This window comes from Aquamicrobium lusatiense (assembly GCF_014201615.1).
In the GTDB taxonomy this organism is placed as follows: Bacteria; Pseudomonadota; Alphaproteobacteria; order Rhizobiales; family Rhizobiaceae; genus Mesorhizobium; species Mesorhizobium lusatiense.
Genome location: NZ_JACHEU010000001.1, coordinates 1,936,479 through 1,956,509 on the forward strand (window position 1 = coordinate 1,936,479; position 20,031 = coordinate 1,956,509).

The following is a 20,031-nucleotide window of genomic DNA, read 5'->3' on the forward strand; positions in this document are numbered from 1 at the left end:
ATTTGCAGGGGCGATGCTTTAAGTGTCGCGCTCTGTAGCCAATACTTGACCCGAGTGCATTGGCATCAGCGCTTCACCGGCGTTCCACAGTCTCGTTTCTGCAATCAGCATGCGGTTGTTCCAGATGAATCAGCGAACCTGCCTCTCGATCATCCTCGCAGCCGGCGAGGGAACGCGCATGAAGAGCACTTTACCAAAGGTGCTTCACAGAATCGCCGGCCTGCCGCTGGTCGCGCATGTGGCGAAGGCTGCGCAGAGTGCCGGTGCCGGAAATCTCGCGCTGGTCGTCGGGCACGGCGGCGGGAAGGTGCGCTCTGCGGCCGAAAGCTTTGCGCCGGAAGCCGAAATCTTCGAGCAGACCGAACGTCTCGGCACCGCCCATGCGGTGCTGGCCGCCCGCAAGGCGATAGAGCGCGGCCATGACGATGTGCTGGTGATGTTCGGCGATACGCCGCTGATCGATGCCACGGCCCTTGCCACCGCCCGCCAGCGGCTGGCCGATGGAGCCGCCGTTGTCGTTCTTGGCTTCCGCACCGAAAATTCGACCGGTTATGGTCGTCTCATCGAAAGCGAAGGCAAGCTGCTCGCCATTCGTGAGGAAAAGGACGCCAGCGAGGAGGAGCGCCGCATCACCTTCTGCAACAGCGGGCTGATGGCCATTTCCGGCCGCCATGCGCTCGACCTTCTGGATGGTGTCGGCAACGCCAATTCCAAGGGTGAATACTATCTCACCGACATCGTGGAGATCGCCGGAGCCCGGGGGCTTCCGGTGGTTGCCACCGAAGCGAGCTTTGAAAACGCGCTCGGCATCAACAACCGTGCTGAACTGGCCGAAGCAGAAGCCATCTGGCAGAAGCATCGTCGCCGCGAGACCATGCTTGCCGGCGTGACGCTGGTCGCGCCGGATACGGTTTTCTTCTCGCACGATACGCTGATCGAGGCCGATGCGCTGGTGGAGCCCAATGTTTGGTTCGGGCCGGGCGTCCATGTCGAGTCAGGCGCCACCATCCGCGCCTTCAGCCATCTGGAGGGCGCGAAGGTTGCTTCCGGTGCCGAGGTTGGCCCGTTTGCCCGCCTGCGCCCCGGTACCGATCTGAAGGAAAAAGCCAAGGTCGGCAATTTCTGCGAGGTCAAGAAGGCCGTCGTGGAAAAGGGTGCGAAGGTCAACCACCTTACTTATATAGGTGACGCGCATATCGGCGCTGGCGCCAACATTGGCGCCGGAACCATCACCTGCAACTATGACGGCTATTCGAAATTCCTCACCGAGATCGGCGAAGGCGCCTTCATCGGCTCCAATTCCTCGCTGGTCGCTCCTGTTTCCATCGGCAATGGCGCTTATGTGGCTTCCGGTTCGGTCATCACCGAAAGCGTGCCCGACGATGCGCTGGCCTTTGGCCGGGCCCGCCAGAAGACGCTGCCGGAAAAGGCGCGCGCTCTGCGCGAGCGCCGGGCCGACGCGGCAAAGAAGAAGTGATAAACGCCGCCTGCATCTTGCTACGCGGCGCAATGCAATTTGATTTTCCGTCTGCACCGGTCGTCTCTAGAAGGCAGCCGGCGCCATCAGGATCAGGGACAGGGCATATATGTGCGGCATAGTTGCAATAGTGGGTAAAACGCCGGTGGCTCCGCTGATCGTGGATGCGCTGAAGCGTCTCGAATATCGCGGCTATGATTCGGCGGGTGTTGCAACGATCGAGCATGGTGCGTTGGCGCGCCGCAGGGCCGAGGGCAAGCTCGTCAATCTGGAAAACCGCCTGAAGAATGAGCCCCTGGACGGAACCATCGGCATCGGACACACCCGCTGGGCAACGCATGGCGTTCCCAACGAGACCAATGCCCATCCGCACTTTTCCGGCGACGTCGCGGTGGTCCACAACGGCATCATCGAGAATTTCGCTGAACTGCGCGACGAACTTGCCGCAGATGGCTACAAATTCACCTCGCAGACCGACACGGAAGTGGTGGCGCATCTGGTCGCGCGTGAGCTGAAGCGCGGTGCCGCGCCCGTCGATGCTGCCCATGCTGCCGTCAAGCGGCTGCAGGGTGCTTTTGCACTGGCCATCATGTTCAGGAATGATGAGGATCTGGTGGTCGGCGCCCGCAACGGCCCGCCGCTGGCCGTCGGTCATGGCGATGGCGAGATGTTCCTTGGGTCCGACGCCATCGCGCTGGCCCCGTTCACCAATTCCATCACCTATCTGGAGGATGGCGACTGGGCGGTCGTGCGTCATGGCGGCGTGTCCATCTTCGACATCGACGGCCAGCCGGTTGAGCGCCGCCGACAGCAGTCGATGGGCGCTGCCTATCTGGTGGACAAGGGCAATCACCGCCATTTCATGGAAAAGGAAATCCATGAGCAGCCGGAAGTGATCTCGCACACGCTGGCGCATTATCTCGACTTCGCCAACGGCACCGCCAGGGATCTCGACCTGCCGTTCGACTTCAACGCCATCGACCGGCTTGCCATCTCGGCCTGCGGCACGGCCTATCTTGCCGGTCTCGTCGGCAAATACTGGTTCGAGCGCTATGCGCGGCTGCCGGTGGATATCGATATCGCCTCGGAGTTTCGCTACCGAGAAATGCCGCTGTCGGCGCGCGATGCGGCGCTCTTCATTTCCCAGTCGGGCGAAACCGCCGATACGCTGGCCTCGCTGCGTTATTGCCGCAAGGCCGGCATGAGCATCGGCGCCGTCGTCAATGTGCGGGAATCAACCATCGCGCGCGAATCGGACGTGGTGCTGCCGACGCTGGCCGGCCCCGAGATCGGCGTCGCCTCCACCAAGGCCTTCACCTGCCAGCTTTCGGTGCTGGCCTCACTGGCCGTCCGCGCCGCTGCCGATCGCGGCAAGGTCTCGGCCGAGGAGGAAAAGGCGCTGGTGCGCGCGCTTTCTGAAACGCCGCGCTACACCAATCAGGTTCTCCAGAAGGTCGAGCACCAGATCGAGAAACTGGCGCGCGAACTGTCTCACTACAAGCATGTGCTCTATCTCGGCCGCGACACCAATTTCCCGCTGGCCATGGAAGGAGCGCTGAAGCTCAAGGAAATCTCCTACATCCATGCCGAGGGCTACGCGGCCGGCGAGCTGAAGCACGGCCCCATCGCCCTCATCGACGAAAAGATGCCGGTGGTGGTGATCGCGCCGCATGACCGCATCTTCGAAAAGACGGTCTCCAACATGCAGGAGGTCGCCGCGCGGGGCGGCAGGATCATCCTCATTACCGACGCAAAAGGCGCGGCCAACGCCACGGTGGAAACGATGGAGACCATCGTGCTGCCGGATGTGCCGGAGATCATCTCGCCGATCGTCTATGCGGTGCCGATCCAGTTGCTGGCCTATTACACGGCCGTGTTCATGGGGACCGACGTCGACCAGCCGCGCAACCTCGCCAAGTCGGTTACGGTGGAATAGGATTCTGCATCGGCTGGCCGGCAAGTTCGGTGTTCCAAAGCAGCTTTCACTCGCTTAATGTTGCGGCGCAACGAAGCGGGTGAGCATGTCGGACATTATCAGAACATCGGCAATGACACGGCTCAGGAACTATTTCCTGACCGGATTTATCGTCTGCGCCCCGCTGGCGATCACCGCCTATCTGACATGGTCGTTCGTGGGCTGGGTCGATTCATGGGTGAAGCCCTATATTCCGACCCGCTACAGTCCCGACACCTATCTGCCCTTCGCGGTGCCCGGCTTCGGGCTCATCGTGGCGCTGGTGCTCATCACGCTGATCGGCTTTCTTGCCGCCAACATCGTCGGCCGCGCCATCGTCAATTTCGGCGAGCGGCTGCTTGGCCGCATGCCTCTGGTGCGCGGCATCTATCGCTCGCTGAAGCAGATTTTCGAAACGGTGCTATCCAACCACGGCGACATGTTCAAGCATGTCGGCATGGTCGAATATCCGCGCAAGGACGTGTGGTCGCTGGTGTTCCTGTCCGGTGAGAAGGAAACAGAGATCAACGAGAAGCTTGATGTCGAGGGCGATCCGCTGATCGGCGTGTTCATGCCTTGCACACCCAACCCGACCACCGGCTTCCTGATGTATGTGCGCAAGTCCGAGATCGTCATGCTGGACATGACGATCGAGGAAGGCGCGCGCCTGATCGTTTCGGCCGGTCTCGTCGCGCCAAAGGTGAAGCGCAAGCGCGGCCCCGAGGCGGAAGCGGTCAGCATCGCCAATCCGAAGCTGGAAGAGGTTCAGCCGGCGCGCAGCAAGCGCACCGCCTCGTCCTTGCCGAACACATAAAGCAGAAGCCTGAGAGCTTCGCCGCGCGGGGTCTGCAGTTCGGGATCTGTGGCGAGGATCAGCCGGGCATCGTCGCGCGCGGCTTCGAGCAGGTCGGCATGGGTGTCGATCCGCGCGATCCGGAACCCCGGCGTGCCCGACTGGCGGGTGCCGAGCAATTCCCCTTCGCCGCGCAATTTCAGGTCTTCCTCGGCAATGAGGAAGCCGTCTTCCGTCTCGCGCATCACCGAAAGCCGGCGTTTGGCCGTTTCCCCCAGCGGGTCCTTGTAGAGAAGCACGCAGGAAGAAGGCTTCGATCCGCGCCCCACGCGCCCGCGTAGCTGGTGAAGCTGGGCAAGGCCGAAGCGCTCGGCGTGCTCGATGACGATGATGGTGGCGTCGGGCACGTCGACGCCCACCTCGATCACCGTGGTGGCGATCAGAACCCGCGTCTCGCCATCCTTGAAGGCGCGCATCGCCTCGTCCTTTTCCGCACCCTTCATGCGGCCGTGGACAAGGCCGACACGGTCGCCGAAAACAGGCTGAAGGGAAGCGAAGCGGTCTTCCGCCGACATCAGCTTCACCTCTTCCGATTCCTCGACCAACGGGCAGATCCAGTAGACTTTCTGGCCCTCCGCGACCGCATCGCGGATGCGCCCGACCAGCTCCGAAAGCCGCTCCAGCGGGAGGGTCACGGTGCGGATCGGCTGGCGGCCTGCCGGTTTCTCGGTGAGACGCGAGACGTCCATGTCGCCGAAGGCGGTCAGCACCAGCGTGCGCGGAATGGGCGTCGCCGTCATCACCAGCATGTCGGGCGCATCGCCCTTGGCCGTCATCGCCAGCCGCTGATGCACGCCGAAACGGTGCTGCTCATCGACCACGGCCAGCACGAGGTTGTTGAAGCTCACGCTCTCCTGAAACAGCGCATGAGTGCCGATGACCATGTTGATGCCGCCATCGGCCAGTCCTTCAAGCACCTCCCTGCGCTCACGGCCCTTTTCGCGGCCGGTCAGCACGGCGACCTGCAGCCCGACGCGTTCTGCCAGCGGCGCGATGGTGGCGAAATGCTGGCGCGCGAGGATTTCCGTCGGCGCCATCAGCGCCGCCTGTCCGCCGGCCTCTACAGCGCGCGCCATGGCCAGCAGCGCGACGACAGTCTTGCCGGAGCCCACGTCGCCCTGAAGCAGGCGCAGCATGCGCTCGGGCTCGGCCAGATCGGCATGGATTTCGGCAAGTGCGGCTTCCTGCGCGCCGGTCAGCGCATAGGGCAGGGCGGCCCGCAATGCCTGCACCAGCCGCCCGTCGCCGGTGAGCGGACGGCCCGAGAGCTTGCGGACGCGCGCCCGCACAAGTGCGAGAGAAACCTGCCCGGCCAGAAACTCGTCATAGGCAAGCCTGCGCCAGGCGGAGCTGTCAGGCGCGGCGTCTATCGGCGAGTCCGGGTTGTGGATGCGCTCCAGCGCTGCGTGGAAGCCGGGGAAGGACTGGCGGCGCAGGAAGGGGGCGTCCTGCCATTCCGGCATTGCCGGCACGCGCTCCAGCGCCTGCCCGATGGCACGGCGCAGCACCTTGCCCGACAGACCGGCGGTGAGCGGATAGACCGGCTCGACCAGCGGCAGGCCGGCGGCATCCTCCGCAAGCGCGATGTGATCGGGATGCACCATGGAGGGGCGGCCGTTGAACCACTCCATGCGCCCGGAAACGATCACCTGCGCGCCTTCCGGCAGCTGCTTTTCCAGATAAGCGGCATGGGCGTGAAAGAAGGTCAGGGTGATGTCGCTGGTGTCGTCATGGGCATAGACCCGGTAGGGCACCGAACGGTTGCCGCGCGGCGGCGGCTGGTGTCCGTCGACGGTGAGATCAAGCGTAACGATGGCGCCGGGAGCCGCATTGGCGATGCCCGGCCGGCTGCGCCGGTCGATCACCGAGTTCGGCAGCACGAACAGCAGATCGGCCGCCCGCGCTTCACGGTCGCCGGGATCGACCGGCAGCACGCGTTCGATCAGCGCCGCCACCTTGGGGCCGACGCCGGCCAGCGACGTGATGGGCGCAAACAGCGGATCGAGCAGGGAAGGGCGCATGCGCGCAGATTAGAAACTCCGCTCCGCGTTGCAAGGCTGACACCGCCTTCTATCCACGCTATATGCGCCACAACCTGAAAAAGGAGCTGCCATGACCGGAACGACGAGAACAAGCGAAGGGCTGGATACCCGCCGTCGCAAGCTGCTGTTTCGCTCCTGGCATCGCGGCATGCGCGAGATGGATCTGATCCTCGGCAGCTTCGCCGATGCGGAAATCGAACGAATGAGCGAAGACGAACTTGACCAGTTCGAGCGGCTGCTGGAAATCAACGATACCGAGCTGCTGCCATGGATCACCGGCCAGACGCAGATCCCGACCGGTATCGATCTGCCCCTGCTGGAGCGTGTTCTGGAATGGCGCGGCAGGGTTGCGTCCCTGACCGTCTGAACTATCTGAGTTTCGCACGCCGCAACCATTCCCCCGGACAAAGTCGCAAGCCATGAGCCTCATCCCGAAAATCGGCCTGCCAAAAGGCAGCATCGGTTCCTTCGTCATCGATGGCGTGGCCGATGGCTATGAGGCGTTCGCGCTGGCGCAGGTCGCCCGTGAAATCGCGCCGGACCGTCCACTGGTCTTCGTTGCCCGCGACGGCCAGCGCCTGCCGGCCATCGTCGAGGCGCTGGCTTTTGCCGATCCCGGCCTGCCGGTTCTGGAGCTGCCGGCATGGGATTGCCTGCCGTATGACCGCGTATCACCGGGTTCGGATGCCGCTGCACGACGGCTGGATGCGCTTTCCGCCATGGCCGCGCTCGGCAAGAATCCGCACCGGGCCGTCATTCTCACCACCGCCAACGCCCTGTTGCAGCGCGTGCCCCCGGCCGAATTGATCGAAGCGCAGACCTTCAGTGCGAAGCCGGGCAATCAGGTCGATATGGACAAGCTGGCCAGACGGCTGGAAATGTCCGGCTTCGAGCGTGTCGCGACCGTGCGGGAGGTGGGAGAGTTCGCCGTGCGCGGCGGCATCCTCGACCTGTTCGCGCCGGGTGCGGAAGAGGCGCTGCGTCTTGATTTCTTCGGCGACACGCTGGAATCGATCCGTGCCTTCGATGTGGCCAGCCAGCGCACCACCGGCCAGCGCAACGCGCTGACCCTGCAGGCGATGAGCGAGGTTGCCCTTACACCGGAGACGATCAGCCGCTTCCGCCGCGCCTATATCGAAGCCTTCGGCGCGCCCTCGCGCGACGATGCGCTGTATGCGGCGGTGAGCGAAGGCCGCCGTTTCGCCGGCATGGAGCACTGGCTGCCCTTTTTCTATGAGCAGCTCGATACCGTGTTCGACTATCTGCCGGATGCGCCGGTCGTCTTCGATCATCTGGCTCATGAAGCGCTGTCGGAGCGCCACGTGCTGATCCTCGATCATTACGAATCGCGAAAACAGCAATCCGAAGGCGCGCTGAAGGATGCGGTGCCCTACAAGCCGGTGGCGCCGCAGCTGCTTTACCTGTCGCCGGACGAGGTGAAGGCGGCGACCGGCGCGCGTACGGCAATCGAGTTCACGCCTTTCACCGCACCCGAGGCGGGCGACAGAAAGGTGTTCCATGCGGGCGCGAGGGCCGGCCGCAGCTTTGCCGAGGAACGCGCCGACCCAAACGCCAATGTTTTCACCGAGGCGGTGAAGCATGTTGCCGACGAGCGCGCCGCCGGTCGCCGTGTCGTCATCGCAGGCTGGACGGAAGGGTCGCTCGACCGGCTGGGGCAGATTCTGGCCGAGCATCACCTCGGCAATCTCAAGCGCGTCGCCACGCTGGCCGAAACTGAAAAGCTCGAAAAAGGGCAGGCGGCGCTGGCCGTGCTGCAACTTGAAACCGGCTTCGAGACCGACGGCATGGTCGTCGTGGCCGAGCAGGACATTCTCGGCGACCGGCTGGTGCGCCGCTCCAAGAAGCGCAAGCGCGCCGCCGATTTCATTTCCGAAGCCGCTTCTCTGTCGGCCGGCGACATCGTCGTTCATGCCGATCACGGCATTGGCCGTTTCATCGGCCTGAAGACCATTCAGGCGGTCGGCGCGCCGCATGACTGCCTTGAAATCCACTATGCCGGCGATGACCGCCTGTTCCTGCCGGTGGAGAACATCGAGCTTCTGTCGCGCTATGGCTCGGATTCGGCCGAGGCGCCACTGGACAAGCTCGGCGGCGGCGCCTGGCAGGCCCGCAAGGCCCGGCTGAAAAAGCGCCTGCTCGACATGGCCGGCGACCTCATTCGCATCGCGGCCGAGCGTCAGATGCGCGCAGCGCCCACCATGATCCCGGCCGAGGGCATCTATGGCGAGTTTGCCGCGCGCTTCCCTTATGAGGAAACCGACGACCAGCAAAGCGCCATCGATGCGGTGACGGAAGACCTGTCGGCAGGGCGGCCCATGGACCGTCTGATCTGCGGCGACGTCGGCTTCGGCAAGACCGAGGTGGCGTTGCGGGCCGCTTTCATCGCTGCCATGGAAGGCTTTCAGGTCGCGGTCGTGGTGCCGACAACGCTCCTGTCGCGCCAGCATTACAAGACCTTCTCGCAGCGCTTCGCCGGCCTTCCGGTGAGGGTGCGGCAGGCCTCGCGGCTGGTCGGCACGAAGGAACTGGCGGAAACGAAGAAGGGGCTGGAAGACGGCACCGTCGATATCGTCGTCGGCACCCATGCGCTGCTGGGTTCTTCGATAAAGTTCCGCAATCTCGGCCTGCTGATCGTCGACGAGGAGCAGCATTTCGGCGTCAAGCACAAGGAGCGGCTGAAAGAGCTGAAGAGCGACGTGCATGTGCTGACGCTCTCGGCCACCCCGATCCCGCGCACCCTGCAACTGGCGTTGACGGGCGTGCGCGAACTGTCGCTGATCGCCACGCCGCCTGTCGACCGCATGGCGGTGCGCACCTTCATCTCGCCCTTCGATCCGCTGGTCATCCGCGAAACCCTGCTGCGCGAGCGCTATCGCGGCGGCCAGAGTTTTTACGTCGTGCCGCGCATCAGCGATCTTTCCGAGATCGAGGAATTCCTGAAGGCGGAAGTGCCGGAACTGAAGGTGGCGGTGGCCCACGGCCAGATGCCGCCCGGCCGGCTCGACGACATCATGAACGCCTTCTACGAGGGCCAGTATGATGTGCTGTTGTCCACCACCATCGTGGAATCCGGTCTCGATATTCCGACCGCCAACACCATGGTCGTCCACCGCGCCGACATGTTCGGCCTCGCTCAGCTCTATCAGCTTCGCGGCCGGGTCGGCCGCTCCAAGGTACGCGCCTATGCGCTGTTCACGCTGCCGGCCAAGCGCAAGCTGACCGATACGGCGGACCGTCGCCTGAAGGTGCTGCAATCGCTGGATTCGCTGGGCGCAGGCTTCCAGCTGGCCAGTCACGACCTCGATATTCGCGGTGCCGGAAACCTTCTGGGCGAGGAGCAGTCGGGCCACATCAAGGAGGTCGGCTTCGAGCTTTACCAGCAGATGCTGGAGGAGGCCGTGGCCGAGGTGAAGGATTCGGGCAGCGTCGCGGCAGACACCGGCTGGTCGCCGCAGATTGCAGTCGGCACGGCTGTGATGATCCCCGAAAGCTATGTACCCGACCTGCAATTGCGTCTGGCGCTTTATCGCCGCCTTGGCGATCTGGAGACGCCGGAAGAAATCGACGCCTTCGGGGCCGAACTCATCGACCGTTTCGGCGCTCTGCCCGACGAGGTGAAGCACCTCCTGAAGATCGTCTTTATCAAGGCGCTCTGCCGCAAGGCCAATGTCGAAAAACTCGATGCGGGACCGAAGGGCGTGGTCATCCAGTTTCGCAACAAGCAGTTCTCCAATCCGGCCGGACTGGTGCAGTTCATCGGCGAACAGGGCATTCTGGCGAAGATCAGGCCCGATCAGAGTGTGGTCTTCATCCGTGACTGGCCGAACGCCGACAAGCGTCTGGCGGGTTCGGCGGTGCTGATGACCCAGCTTGCAAAACTGGCCGCTGCCTGAGGTTGCTCTGGATCGGGCGGAAAAATTGCCCTAACTCTGCAAGCTGATACCGGAGGCAACAGTGCCGGCCGGTTGCGGGCGGAGGCCTGATTGTTCCGAAATCTCGATTTCAGTTCCTGGCAGAGCGTTCTGTTCACCGTGGTCGGCCTGGCGCTGTTCACGCTCATCAGCATGGGCATCAGGCTCATCATGATGTTCACCATCCAGCAGCGGCGTGAACGCATGAACCGCCAGATCAACGAGCGGCTGCGCACGCTGATCGCTGCCTACAAGGTGTTGGGCGGATCCTTTACGGGCGACCTGACGGTCGATCCGCGCCATATGCGGGACCTGCGCCGGCAGGAGCCGCTTGCCATCGATCCGCCGGATGTCGACGATGAGGACCCGGAAGAGGTCCGGACCGTCAGCGTCGTTGTTCCGGGAGCGGAGCAGGGTTCGGACCGCAGCCGGCGCATTCGCGATGCGGTGGAAGCGGCCCTCTCCGACATCATTCTGCTGGGCACCGAAGAGCAGGTGCGGCTGGCCGAGAGGGCAGCCCGCGAACTGGTCGCCGGCCATCCCGTGCATACGCACGAGCTTGTCGTCTCGCTGCGCGATTTCATCCGCGAAGCCCTCGATATCGGACCTATACCCGCCGACCTTTCCCTTCCCATGCAGGGCCCGACCCGCCCCTCGGGCGCTGGCGGGCGCGGCAAGGGCGAAGGTGGACAAGGCCAGCGTTCCGGTGGTGGTGGAGGTGGCGGCATGGGTGGCGGAATGGGGGGTGGCGGAATGGGCGGCGGCGGGATGGGAATGGGCGGTGGCATGGGCAGCCTCGATGACACGCCCGGCTCCGGTCACCGCTCCTGAAAGTCTGCCGCTGCCAACCGATAGCTCCCGCGATCAGCCCGCGTCGTTCAGTTCCCCGCGCGCTTTTGCGGCAGAGACCTGCCGGATGGCGTCGGCGAGCGTGTCTGCTTCCTGAGCGCCCACGATCGCATAGCGCCTCTCCAGCAGGAAGCACGGCACGCCGGTAACGCCCATCTGCGCCGCGGTGGCGATCTCCTTGCGAACTTCTTCCAGTCCGGTATCCGTCGGCAACAGGGCTTCGACCACGGACGCATCCATGCCGGCTTCGCGCGACGCTTCGACCAGAACAGCGCGGTCGCCTATATTCGCACCCTTCTCGAAATAGAGGCTGAACAGTAGCGCGACCAGCCTGCCCTGGACGGCGGTCCCGCTGGCTCCGGCCCAGCGGATCAGGCGATGCGCATCCAGCGTGTTGGGCGCGACGGTGATGGCGTCGAAATCGAAGGCGATGCCTTCGGCCCGGCCAAGCGGCTCGATACGGCCGTGGATCTCGCGGATTTTATCCTCGCTGCCGAATTTGCCCAGCATGTAGGCCTTGCGATCAAGACCTTCGGCCGGAACCGTGGGATCAAGCTGGTAAGGCCGCCAGTTGACCTGCACCTCGACGCCTGCCGCCGCGACGGCCTTCTGCAGTCGCTTCATGCCGATGAAACACCATGGACATACGACGTCCGAAACGACATCGATGGTCAGGGGGGCGGTGGAGGTCATGGCCTGCTCCTTTTCGCGGGCTGTCAGTTCGGTTTAACCCACCATGTCGGCAGCTGGAAACCAAACAGCGGTTCCTTGCCGGGATGAGCGAGCTTATTCCAGTAGGCGATCCATTGCTGCGGATTGTGCTGCATCGGCACCATGTAGTTGCCGGAGATCAGCAGCCGGTCGAGCACACGGACGGCGGCGACGAAGTCGTCCTTCTCGCGCGCATTCAGCATCGCGGTGATGGCGGCATCGACAGCCGGATCGGACACGCCGGCCAGATTGAACGAACCCTCGATATCGGCTGCCTCCGAGCCCCAGCGCCCGATCTGCTCGATGCCGGGCGACAGCGAATTGTTGAAACCGCTGGAACCGATCAGCACCTCGAAATCGAAACGCTGCTTGCGCGACTGGATCTGGTCGCCGTCGAGCGCGCGGATGGTCACGGCAATGCCGAGCTTGCCCAGCGTGCGCTGGTAAAGGGCCGCCAGCCGCTCCTCATCCTGCGAGGCGGTGAGGATTTCGAAGCCGAAGGGCTGGCTGTCCGGATCGAGCATGACGCCATTCTCGATCCTGAAGCCGGCGCTTTTGAGAAGGTCGAGAGCAGCCTTGAGGGCCGCGCGGTCCTGTCCTGATCCGTCATTTGCCGGAGGCCGCCATGTGCCGTCCATGACATCGGCCGGAACGCGACCGGGGAAGGGAGCAAGCAATGCCTTCTCCTTCTCGCTGGCCGGGTGGCCGAGCGCGGAAAGCTCCGAGCCCTGCCAGTAGCTTGTGGTGCGGGCAAGCTTGCCTCCGAACATGTTCTTGTTGGCCCACTCGAAATCGTAGAGCATGCCGAGCGCGCGCCGCACGGCCGGGTCTGCGAATTTGTAGAGCCGCGTGTTGAACAGGAAGCCGGTCACGACCGGAGGAATGCCGAGGTTGAAGGCCTCGACGGTAATCCTGCCGTCCTTCGCGGCGGCGAAATTGAACTCGCGCTCGACCTGCAGCGGCCCCATGCCCGTATAGAGCGGCCCGGCATAGGCGGTGCAGATACCCTTCTTGAAGGCTTCGAACTGGGCCGTGGCGTTGAGGAAATATTCGATGGTGATCTTGTCGAAATTGTCAAAGCCGCGTTTGGTCGGAATATCGCGGCCCCAGTAATTTTCGTTGCGGCGGAACACGATGCGCTGGCCCGGCACCACCTGCTCGATGATATAGGGCCCGGAGCCGGTCACCGGTTTCAGCGTGCCGCGATCGAAACTCTCCTTGTCGAAGAAGTGTTTCGGCACGATCGGCGTGGCGGCGATGATCAGCGGGAATTCGCGGTCGGCATGCTCGTTGAAGGTAAAGCGCACGCTGCGTTCGCCGGTCTTCTCCAGTTTCTCGACGCGCTTCATGCGGTCGGAATAAGGCGGGCGGCCCTTGTCGGTGAACACGTCGTAGGTGAACAGCACGTCCTCGGGCGTGACAGGTTCTCCGTCCGACCACTTCGCCTGCGGGTTGATGTGGAACTCGATCCATTTGCGGTCCTCGTCCATCTCCACGCTTTCGGCCAGCAGGCCGTACAGGCTGAATGCCTCGTCCATGTTGCGCTGCATCAGCGATTCGAAGACGAAATTGCCGAAGATCGTGTCGATGACGCCGCGCGCCGTGGTGCGCAGGCTTTTCAGGATGAACGGATTGAGATTGTCGAAAGTGCCGACCACGCAATAGGTAACCTCGCCACCTTTCGGCGCATCAGGATTTGCGTAGCCGAAATGGGTGAAGTTGCGGGGCAGGGCCGGCTCGCCCTGCATGGAAATGGCGTGGCGCGGCTCTGCCCCTGTATGCTGGGCCCCTGCATTCTGCGGCGCTATCGACAGCAGCGAAAGGGCGGCGGTCAGCCAGAAAGCGGTGCGGCTCATGACGTGTCTCTGTGCAAGGCTTGATGATTCGGTGGCCAAGTTACCACGCGATGCGCAAATACGGTGGTCACAGTCAAGAAATGCGTTGCGCAGGCTGGATTCGGCGAAGCCGGCGGTGTAACACGCGGCCGAGCCATCCTGTTGCCGCATTTGCGCAACAGGTAGCGTTGCGGTGCGGCGTGGGCCAGCGCCGCGGGCACAAAGTCGAGAGGAAGCGCACCTAATGTCCAGCCTGAAATCCAAAGCATACCGTCTGTCGGTCATGGCCGCTGGCGTGGCCGGGTTCCTCGCAGCCGGGTTGCCGCAGGCTTCGGCACAGCAGATTCCGCAGGGCTGGTTCAAGGCCTGTTCCAAGCAGGAAGATGTCGATATCTGCAACGTGCAGAACATCGTGACCGCCGGCAATGGACAGCTCGTCACCGGCGTCAGCATGATCGACCTGCGCGGCAAGGTAAACCGCAAGGTCTTCCAGGTCACCGTGCCGAGCGGCCGTCTCGTGCCTCCGGGCATCGCCCTCCAGGTCGATGGCGGCAAGGCGCAGAAGCTCGATTACGTGATCTGTTTCCCGGACCGCTGCGTGGCCGAGGTTCCGATGACCGATCAGCTCGTTGCGTCGTTCAAGAAGGGCTCGGTCATTCAGCTGACCTCTGTCAATTTCCAGAATCAGCCGAACCCGATCCAGATTTCGCTGGAAGGCTTCACAGGCGCCTTTGACGGCCCGGCTCTTCAGCAGTCGGATCTGGAAGATCGCCAGAAGAAGCTTCAGGAGTTCGTGAGCAAGAACAACGAGGACTTCGCCAAGAAGCTCAAGGAAGAGCAGGAAAAGGCGAAGGCCGGCGGTAACTGATCGCGGTTCTCCCCGAAATTCCAAAAGGCCCCGCTTGTCGGGGCCTTTTTCATATCTCCATAAGCCGGCTTCGTTCACGCGGGCGTCATGGCGTCCGCATAGATCACATCCGACACGTTTGGCCTCTACACGTTCGGCGGAGTGATTCTGATGCGAATGTTCTGGAAAAGCCTGCTGCTCGGCTGCACCTGCCTGTTTTTCGCAGACGCGGGCGCGGTGGCCGGAAACCGGGTCGACCAGATCCTTCAGCGCTTCGAGCTGGCCAACCTCTGGCGCGATCATGTGATGATCGTGGCGCACCGGGCAGGGGGCCTGCGCTCAGCCAAGGCGATTTACCCGGAAAACTCCCTGGCAGCGCTGGACGCGTCGATCGCCGATGGCGCCGAAATGGTGGAGGTCGATGTCCGACGCTCGGCTGACGGCATTTTCATCGTCATGCATGACAGCTGGCTCGACCGCACCACGACCTGCAAGGGTGAGGTCGCCCCGCGCACGCTGGCGGAGTTGCGGCAATGCCGCCTCGTGGTCGAGGGTACCGGAGCCGCAACAGCGGAACATGTGCCGACGCTGGCCGAATTCCTGATGGCCGCAAAGGGACGCATTCTGGTCAATATCGACAACAAGCTCGACAGGCAGGCATTTCCCGAAATGGTCGCCGTTGCACGCGGGCTGGGCGTGGCGCACCAGATCGTCATCAAGGAAAACCTGTGGAACGAACAGCGCCTTGCCGGGGCGCAGGATATGGTCCGTCAACTGGGCGGCGACGTGCATTTCATGCCCATCATCGCCGATGATGCCGTGCACGAACCGGCTTTTGCCGAGACGGTTCATTCAGGCCTGTCATCGAATGCGATGGAACTGATCAACTGGCGCAATGGCGCGGATATGCTGACGCCCGCCGGCGGTCCCCTGTTCTCGAACCGCATGCGCGCGGCGGCGGTTCGCGGCAACTGGCATATCTGGGCGAACACTTATGCCATCGTCAACAAGCCGGGCGGTTTCCTGTCCGGGGGACGCGGCGATGAACTGGCCACGCTGGCCGGCATGCCGGCGGAAAGCTGGGGCTTCTGGGCCGAGCGCGGCGCCACCATCATCCAGACCGACGAGCCCGGCCTCGCCATCGAATGGCTGGCTGCGAACGGCTACCGCATTCCCTACGATGGCGAAAGCGACGGCCCGGAGGAAACCGAGCGCACGGCGCGGATCAACTGAGTTTCGCCGCAGGATCCGGCCTGAGCACAGGATCCGGCCTGAGAGTGGCGCAAGCAAAAAGGCCGCCCGAAGGCGGCCTTTTCGATCTCTGAAACCGGAAGCGGATCAGCGCTTCGAGAACTGGAAGGAGCGGCGAGCCTTGGCGCGGCCGTACTTCTTGCGTTCCACCACGCGGCTGTCGCGGGTGAGGAAACCACCCTTCTTCAGCACGCCGCGCAGTGTCGGCTCGTAATAGGTGAGAGCCTTGGAAATGCCGTGACGCACGGCGCCGGCCTGACCCGACAGACCACCACCGGCGACGGTGGCGACGATGTCGTACTGGTCGACGCGGCCAGCGGCGACGAGCGGCTGGTTCAGGATCATCTGCAGGACCGGACGAGCGAAGTACTTGTCGTACTCCTTGCCGTTGATGGTGATCTTGCCGGAGCCGGGCTTGACCCAGACGCGGGCGATGGCGTCCTTGCGCTTGCCGGTGGCATAGGCGCGGCCCGACTTGTCGAGCTTCTGGACATGGACCGGCGCGGCCGGCTGCGAAGCCTGGGCGACGGAGCCGAGTTCTGCGAGCGAGGAAAGCTGCTCAGCCATTACGAGGCCCTCTTGTTCTTGGCGTTCAGCGCGCCGACGTCGAGCGTTTCGGGCTGCTGGGCGGTGTGAGGATGATCGGTGCCTGCATAGACGCGCAGGTTCTTCATCTGGCGGCGGCCGAGCGGGCCGCGCGGAATCATGCGCTCAACGGCCTTCTCGAGAACGCGCTCCGGGAAGCGGCCTTCGATGATCTGGCGCGCGGTGCGCTCCTTGATGCCGCCGGGATGGCCGGTGTGCCAGTAGTACTTCTTGTCGGTGTACTTCTTGCCCGTGAGCACCACCTTGTCGGCGTTGATGATGATGACATTGTCACCGTCGTCGACATGGGGGGTGAAGGTGGGCTTGTGCTTGCCGCGCAGACGGTTGGCGACGAGAGATGCGAGACGGCCGACGACGAGACCTTCGGCGTCGATCAGCACCCACTTCTTCACCACGTCCGCAGGCTTCTGCGAAAAGGTTGTCATGGTTTTGTTTCCGTTTGAGACCCTGCCTGCCTTGCGGCCGACACGGCGTTTCTTGTTGCTTGGGTTGGAAGCTTGCGCAGCCAACAGCAAACAGCAGCCTGCAAGGCCACTGTCAGCAAGGGGCTTATAGGAGAGGTCAGCAACCCCGTCAAGCAGGCGTAATTGAGTGAATTCCAAAAATATAAAGTAAAAACAATATCTTATATTTCAGGTATTATTTTACCTCACCCAGTGATCGGAAACCCGGCCCTGAATGTCGCTGATGACCGCGCGCACCTTCCGGCGCAACTCGCGCACGCCGTCGGCATCGTAATCCTGCGTTGGCAGCCTGAAAATCTTTCCATGCGTGAGTTCCGTCAGCTCATGGATGGCTTTCAGGGCAGGCGGGGTTTCCGTTCCGTCGAGATTTCCCGAAACCCGGAAGAACATCTGGCCTTCTTCCTTGAGCGCATAGAGCGTCGCCCTCAGCTCGCGGCGCTTCTGAATGAAGTCCTCATTGTCGATCTCGCCCTGCTTCAGCGTGCGCAGCGCGACGAGGGATGAAGCGCAGCCGAGCACGCGCTGTCCCCATTCGATGAGCTGCTTGTCCGCTTCTAGCCGGATCGCCTGCTTCGAGATCTGATTGGAATGATCGGCGAGCTCGTTGGCGTTCTGGGAGATCGAATTGGCGTTGCGGGCGATGACGACGGCGGCAATCGCCAGCACGGAGGTCGCGATCAGGTTCAGGAGGTCGAGCATCATGTGGGTCTGTCCTCTGCTCAGACGGATTTCTTCCCGGCAGGGGGAATGGAATAGGTGCCCGTCGCATGCGCGACCGTCAGCCTGTCGGGTCCGGCCACGATGTCGGCATCGAACACCATGAGGCTCTTGCCAAGCTTCAGAATCCGGCAGTGCGCATCGACGGGGCCTGCCTCGGCCTTGCGCGTGAAATTGATGTTCAGGTTGGTCGTTACTGAGAGCGCATCGGCGCCCGCATGGGTCAGCACCAGAACATAGCCGCCAATATCGGCGAGGGTGAAAAGCGTGGGGCCGGATACCGTGCCGCCGGGGCGCAGATGGCGTTCGTCAGCATTAAGGCGCACCGTGCATCCGCCGGAAAACACCTCTATGGCTTCATAATCGCGTCCGCCTTCGTTGAGTTGGGGATAGATGGATCCCATCAGTTCGTTGACCTGATCGACTGTCAGGCCGGGGTTATGCGTCGTCTGTGCTGGCATGGCATGGCTCCGGTCGAATGCCGCCTATGAGAAGCACATTTGCCGTGAAACTTCCAACAGGAGCATGCAGACCTCATCAGGCAGGCGGCTGGGAGAGGTGGCGGAATGTGAAATGACCGGGGCTGGAATTTAATTCTTCGTATCTGGGCAAAATGGGGATTTTCATTCCAAACAAATTGCATGGATGGAGTTTTCCGCTTTGCAACTTGCCTTGTTGGTCTCAATGATAGCATTGAGTTTCCGGTTTTCCCTTTCTGGAGGAATGAAATGTCGCAGAATGCCCCCGGCTTCAACACGCTCGCCGTTCACGCCGGTGCAAAGCCCGATCCGACCACAGGAGCCCGCGCGGTTCCGATTTACCAGACCACATCCTACGTCTTCAACGATGCCGACCATGCGGCCTCGCTGTTCGGCTTGCAGGCATTCGGAAACATCTACACCCGCATCATGAACCCGACGCAGGGCGCGCTTGAAGAGCGGGTGGCGGCACTTGAGGGTGGCACGGCAGCACTTGCCGTCGCGTCCGGTCACGCTGCGCAGCTTCTCGTTGCGCATACGCTGCTGAAGACTGGCGAAAACTTCATTGCGGCACGCCGCCTCTATGGCGGCACGATCAACCAGTTCGGCCATGCCTTCAAGAATTTCGGCTGGGAAGTGCGCTGGGGCGATCCCAAGGATCTGTCGACCTTCGAGTCGCAAATCGATGAGAAGACCAAGTTCATTTTCGTTGAGAGCCTTGCCAACCCGAATGGCGAGTTCGTCGATATCGCGGCCATTGCCGACATCGCCCACAGGCACGGCCTGCCGCTGGTGGTCGACAACACGCTGGCCTCGCCCTATCTGGTGCGCCCGATCGAGCATGGCGCTGACATCGTCGTTCACTCGCTGACCAAGTTCATCGGCGGTCACGGCAATTCCATCGGCGGCATCATTGTCGATGGCGGCACCTTCGACTGGTCGAAGTCCGGCAAGTATCCGATGCTGTCGGAGCCGCGCCCGGAATATGGCGGCATCGTGCTGCACCAGACGTTTGGCAACTTCGCTTTCGCCATCGCCACGCGCGTGCTTGGCCTGCGCGACTTCGGCCCGGCCATTTCGCCCTTCAACGCCTTCATGATCCTCACCGGCCTTGAAACCCTGCCGCTGCGCATGCAGCGCCATTGCGACAATGCGCTGGCGGTGGCCGAATGGCTGTCGAAGCATCCCAAGGTATCGTGGGTTTCCTATCCGGGCCTCGCCTCCGATCCGAACAATGCGCTGCAGAAGAAGTATTCGCCGCAGGGCGCGGGCGCCGTGTTCACCTTCGGCCTGAAGGGCGGCTACGATGCCGGCGTGAAGTTCGTCGAGGGACTGGAGATGTTCTCGCACCTCGCCAATGTCGGCGACACCAAGTCTCTTGTGATCCACCCGGCTTCGACCACCCACCGCCAGCTTTCCGACGAGCAGAAGACGCTTGCCGGCGCCGGCCCCGATACGGTTCGCCTGTCGGTCGGCATCGAGGATGTGAAGGACATCATCGCCGATCTGGAACAGGCTCTGGCCAAGGCCTGATCTTCGCGCCAATAAGGGCTCCGGTTCGGACCGGAGCCCTTTTTTCAGGTCTGCATACGATATGTCGGAACAGAAATTCCTCACGCTCGACATTTCCGGCATCGAGCCGGAAGCCGGTGCGCCCGCGCCGGAACGCATCATATCGGGGGCACCCGTGTTCCGCACCTGGAACGCCGAGGAGCGTGACGGAGGCCTTTACGCGGGTGTCTGGGAATCGACGCCCGGCAAGTGGCGCATCGAATATGACGAATGGGAGTATTGCCGTATCCTGTCCGGCGTTTCGGTGATCACCGGGGAGGGTGGTGAAGCCAGAACCGTACGGGCCGGCGATTCCTTTATCCTCAGGCCGGGCTTCAGGGGAAGCTGGGAAGTCCTTGAAACGACTCGCAAGGAATATGTGATCCGCCTCTGAGCGATCGGCTGACCGTCACCCGGGTGTCATGACCGGCAGGTAGCTGCGGCTTGTCCTTCCAACAAGCCA

Annotated in this window: 17 protein-coding genes; 10 read left to right on the forward strand and 7 right to left on the reverse strand. The window is 62.9% G+C overall.

Annotation, left to right across the window (positions count from 1 at the left end):
* Positions 1-124 precede the first annotated feature (124 nt).
* The 3 genes from glmU (at position 125) to HNR59_RS09245 (ending at position 4,245) form a co-directional block, all read left to right on the forward strand.
* Entirely contained in the window at positions 125-1,477 is a 1,353-nt protein-coding gene (glmU, locus tag HNR59_RS09235; protein ID WP_183828979.1) for a bifunctional UDP-N-acetylglucosamine diphosphorylase/glucosamine-1-phosphate N-acetyltransferase GlmU, read from the forward strand.
* Between the two features lie 109 nt (positions 1,478-1,586).
* Positions 1,587-3,413, forward strand: coding sequence for a glutamine--fructose-6-phosphate transaminase (isomerizing) (gene glmS, locus HNR59_RS09240; RefSeq protein ID WP_183828982.1), 1,827 nt, complete (start codon positions 1,587-1,589; stop codon positions 3,411-3,413).
* Between the two features lie 85 nt (positions 3,414-3,498).
* Positions 3,499-4,245, forward strand: a complete 747-nt coding sequence (locus HNR59_RS09245; protein WP_183828985.1) for a DUF502 domain-containing protein — start codon at positions 3,499-3,501, stop codon at positions 4,243-4,245.
* On the opposite strand, the gene recG is transcribed toward HNR59_RS09245, so the two are convergent.
* Positions 4,197-6,305, reverse strand: a complete 2,109-nt coding sequence (gene recG, locus HNR59_RS09250; RefSeq protein WP_183828988.1) for an ATP-dependent DNA helicase RecG — start codon at positions 6,303-6,305, stop codon at positions 4,197-4,199. The two genes, HNR59_RS09245 and recG, sit on opposite strands and share 49 nt — an antisense overlap.
* Before the next feature lie 91 nt (positions 6,306-6,396).
* On the opposite strand from recG, the gene HNR59_RS09255 reads away from it, so the two are divergent.
* From HNR59_RS09255 to HNR59_RS09265, 3 genes are all read left to right on the forward strand, one after another.
* Complete coding sequence (locus tag HNR59_RS09255) at positions 6,397-6,693, forward strand: FAD assembly factor SdhE (RefSeq protein WP_183828991.1); 297 nt, start codon at positions 6,397-6,399, stop codon at positions 6,691-6,693.
* Positions 6,694-6,745: 52 nt separating this feature from the next.
* Positions 6,746-10,240 carry a transcription-repair coupling factor gene (gene mfd, locus HNR59_RS09260; RefSeq protein WP_183828994.1) on the forward strand — a complete coding sequence of 1,165 codons (3,495 nt, stop codon included), beginning with the start codon at positions 6,746-6,748 and terminating at the stop codon, positions 10,238-10,240.
* A gap of 90 nt (positions 10,241-10,330) precedes the next feature.
* Positions 10,331-11,089, forward strand: coding sequence for a hypothetical protein (locus HNR59_RS09265; protein WP_183828996.1), 759 nt, complete (start codon positions 10,331-10,333; stop codon positions 11,087-11,089).
* Positions 11,090-11,122: 33 nt separating this feature from the next.
* Here HNR59_RS09265 and HNR59_RS09270 read toward each other — a convergent pair whose 3' ends face one another.
* Both HNR59_RS09270 and HNR59_RS09275 read right to left on the reverse strand, forming a co-directional pair.
* Positions 11,123-11,800 carry a DsbA family oxidoreductase gene (locus HNR59_RS09270; protein WP_183828998.1) on the reverse strand — a complete coding sequence of 226 codons (678 nt, stop codon included), beginning with the start codon at positions 11,798-11,800 and terminating at the stop codon, positions 11,123-11,125.
* Between the two features lie 23 nt (positions 11,801-11,823).
* Positions 11,824-13,674, reverse strand: a complete 1,851-nt coding sequence (locus tag HNR59_RS09275) for an extracellular solute-binding protein (RefSeq protein WP_183829001.1) — start codon at positions 13,672-13,674, stop codon at positions 11,824-11,826.
* 223 nt (positions 13,675-13,897) lie between these two features.
* On the opposite strand from HNR59_RS09275, the gene HNR59_RS09280 reads away from it, so the two are divergent.
* Together HNR59_RS09280 and HNR59_RS09285 are read left to right on the forward strand one after the other, a co-directional pair.
* A complete protein-coding gene (locus HNR59_RS09280) occupies positions 13,898-14,521 on the forward strand; it encodes an invasion associated locus B family protein (protein WP_183829004.1) in 624 nt (207 codons plus the stop codon).
* A 150-nt stretch (positions 14,522-14,671) separates the two neighbouring features.
* Positions 14,672-15,733: a glycerophosphodiester phosphodiesterase family protein gene (locus HNR59_RS09285; protein ID WP_183829007.1), complete on the forward strand. Its 1,062-nt coding sequence runs from the start codon at positions 14,672-14,674 to the stop codon at positions 15,731-15,733.
* A gap of 105 nt (positions 15,734-15,838) precedes the next feature.
* Here HNR59_RS09285 and rpsI read toward each other — a convergent pair whose 3' ends face one another.
* The 4 genes from rpsI to HNR59_RS09305 all read right to left on the reverse strand — a co-directional run bounded on the left by rpsI (position 15,839) and on the right by HNR59_RS09305 (position 17,999).
* The gene (rpsI, locus tag HNR59_RS09290; RefSeq protein WP_183829010.1) at positions 15,839-16,318 is read right to left on the reverse strand and encodes a 30S ribosomal protein S9; all 480 of its coding nucleotides are present in this window, start codon (positions 16,316-16,318) and stop codon (positions 15,839-15,841) included.
* Positions 16,318-16,782, reverse strand: coding sequence for a 50S ribosomal protein L13 (gene rplM / locus HNR59_RS09295; RefSeq protein ID WP_183829013.1), 465 nt, complete (start codon positions 16,780-16,782; stop codon positions 16,318-16,320). Before rplM ends, rpsI begins: the two co-directional genes overlap by 1 nt.
* 219 nt (positions 16,783-17,001) lie before the next feature.
* The gene (locus HNR59_RS09300) at positions 17,002-17,523 is read right to left on the reverse strand and encodes a hypothetical protein (protein WP_183829016.1); all 522 of its coding nucleotides are present in this window, start codon (positions 17,521-17,523) and stop codon (positions 17,002-17,004) included.
* A 17-nt stretch (positions 17,524-17,540) separates the two neighbouring features.
* Positions 17,541-17,999, reverse strand: a complete 459-nt coding sequence (locus tag HNR59_RS09305; RefSeq protein ID WP_183829019.1) for a PaaI family thioesterase — start codon at positions 17,997-17,999, stop codon at positions 17,541-17,543.
* Positions 18,000-18,266: 267 nt separating this feature from the next.
* Here HNR59_RS09305 and HNR59_RS09310 point away from each other — a divergent pair, with 267 nt between their 5' ends.
* Positions 18,267-19,550 (forward strand): O-acetylhomoserine aminocarboxypropyltransferase, encoded by a 1,284-nt coding sequence (locus HNR59_RS09310; protein WP_183829022.1) that lies wholly within the window; start codon positions 18,267-18,269, stop codon positions 19,548-19,550.
* Between the two features lie 61 nt (positions 19,551-19,611).
* Positions 19,612-19,962 (forward strand): cupin domain-containing protein, encoded by a 351-nt coding sequence (locus HNR59_RS09315; RefSeq protein WP_183829025.1) that lies wholly within the window; start codon positions 19,612-19,614, stop codon positions 19,960-19,962.
* Positions 19,963-20,031: the final 69 nt, after the last annotated feature.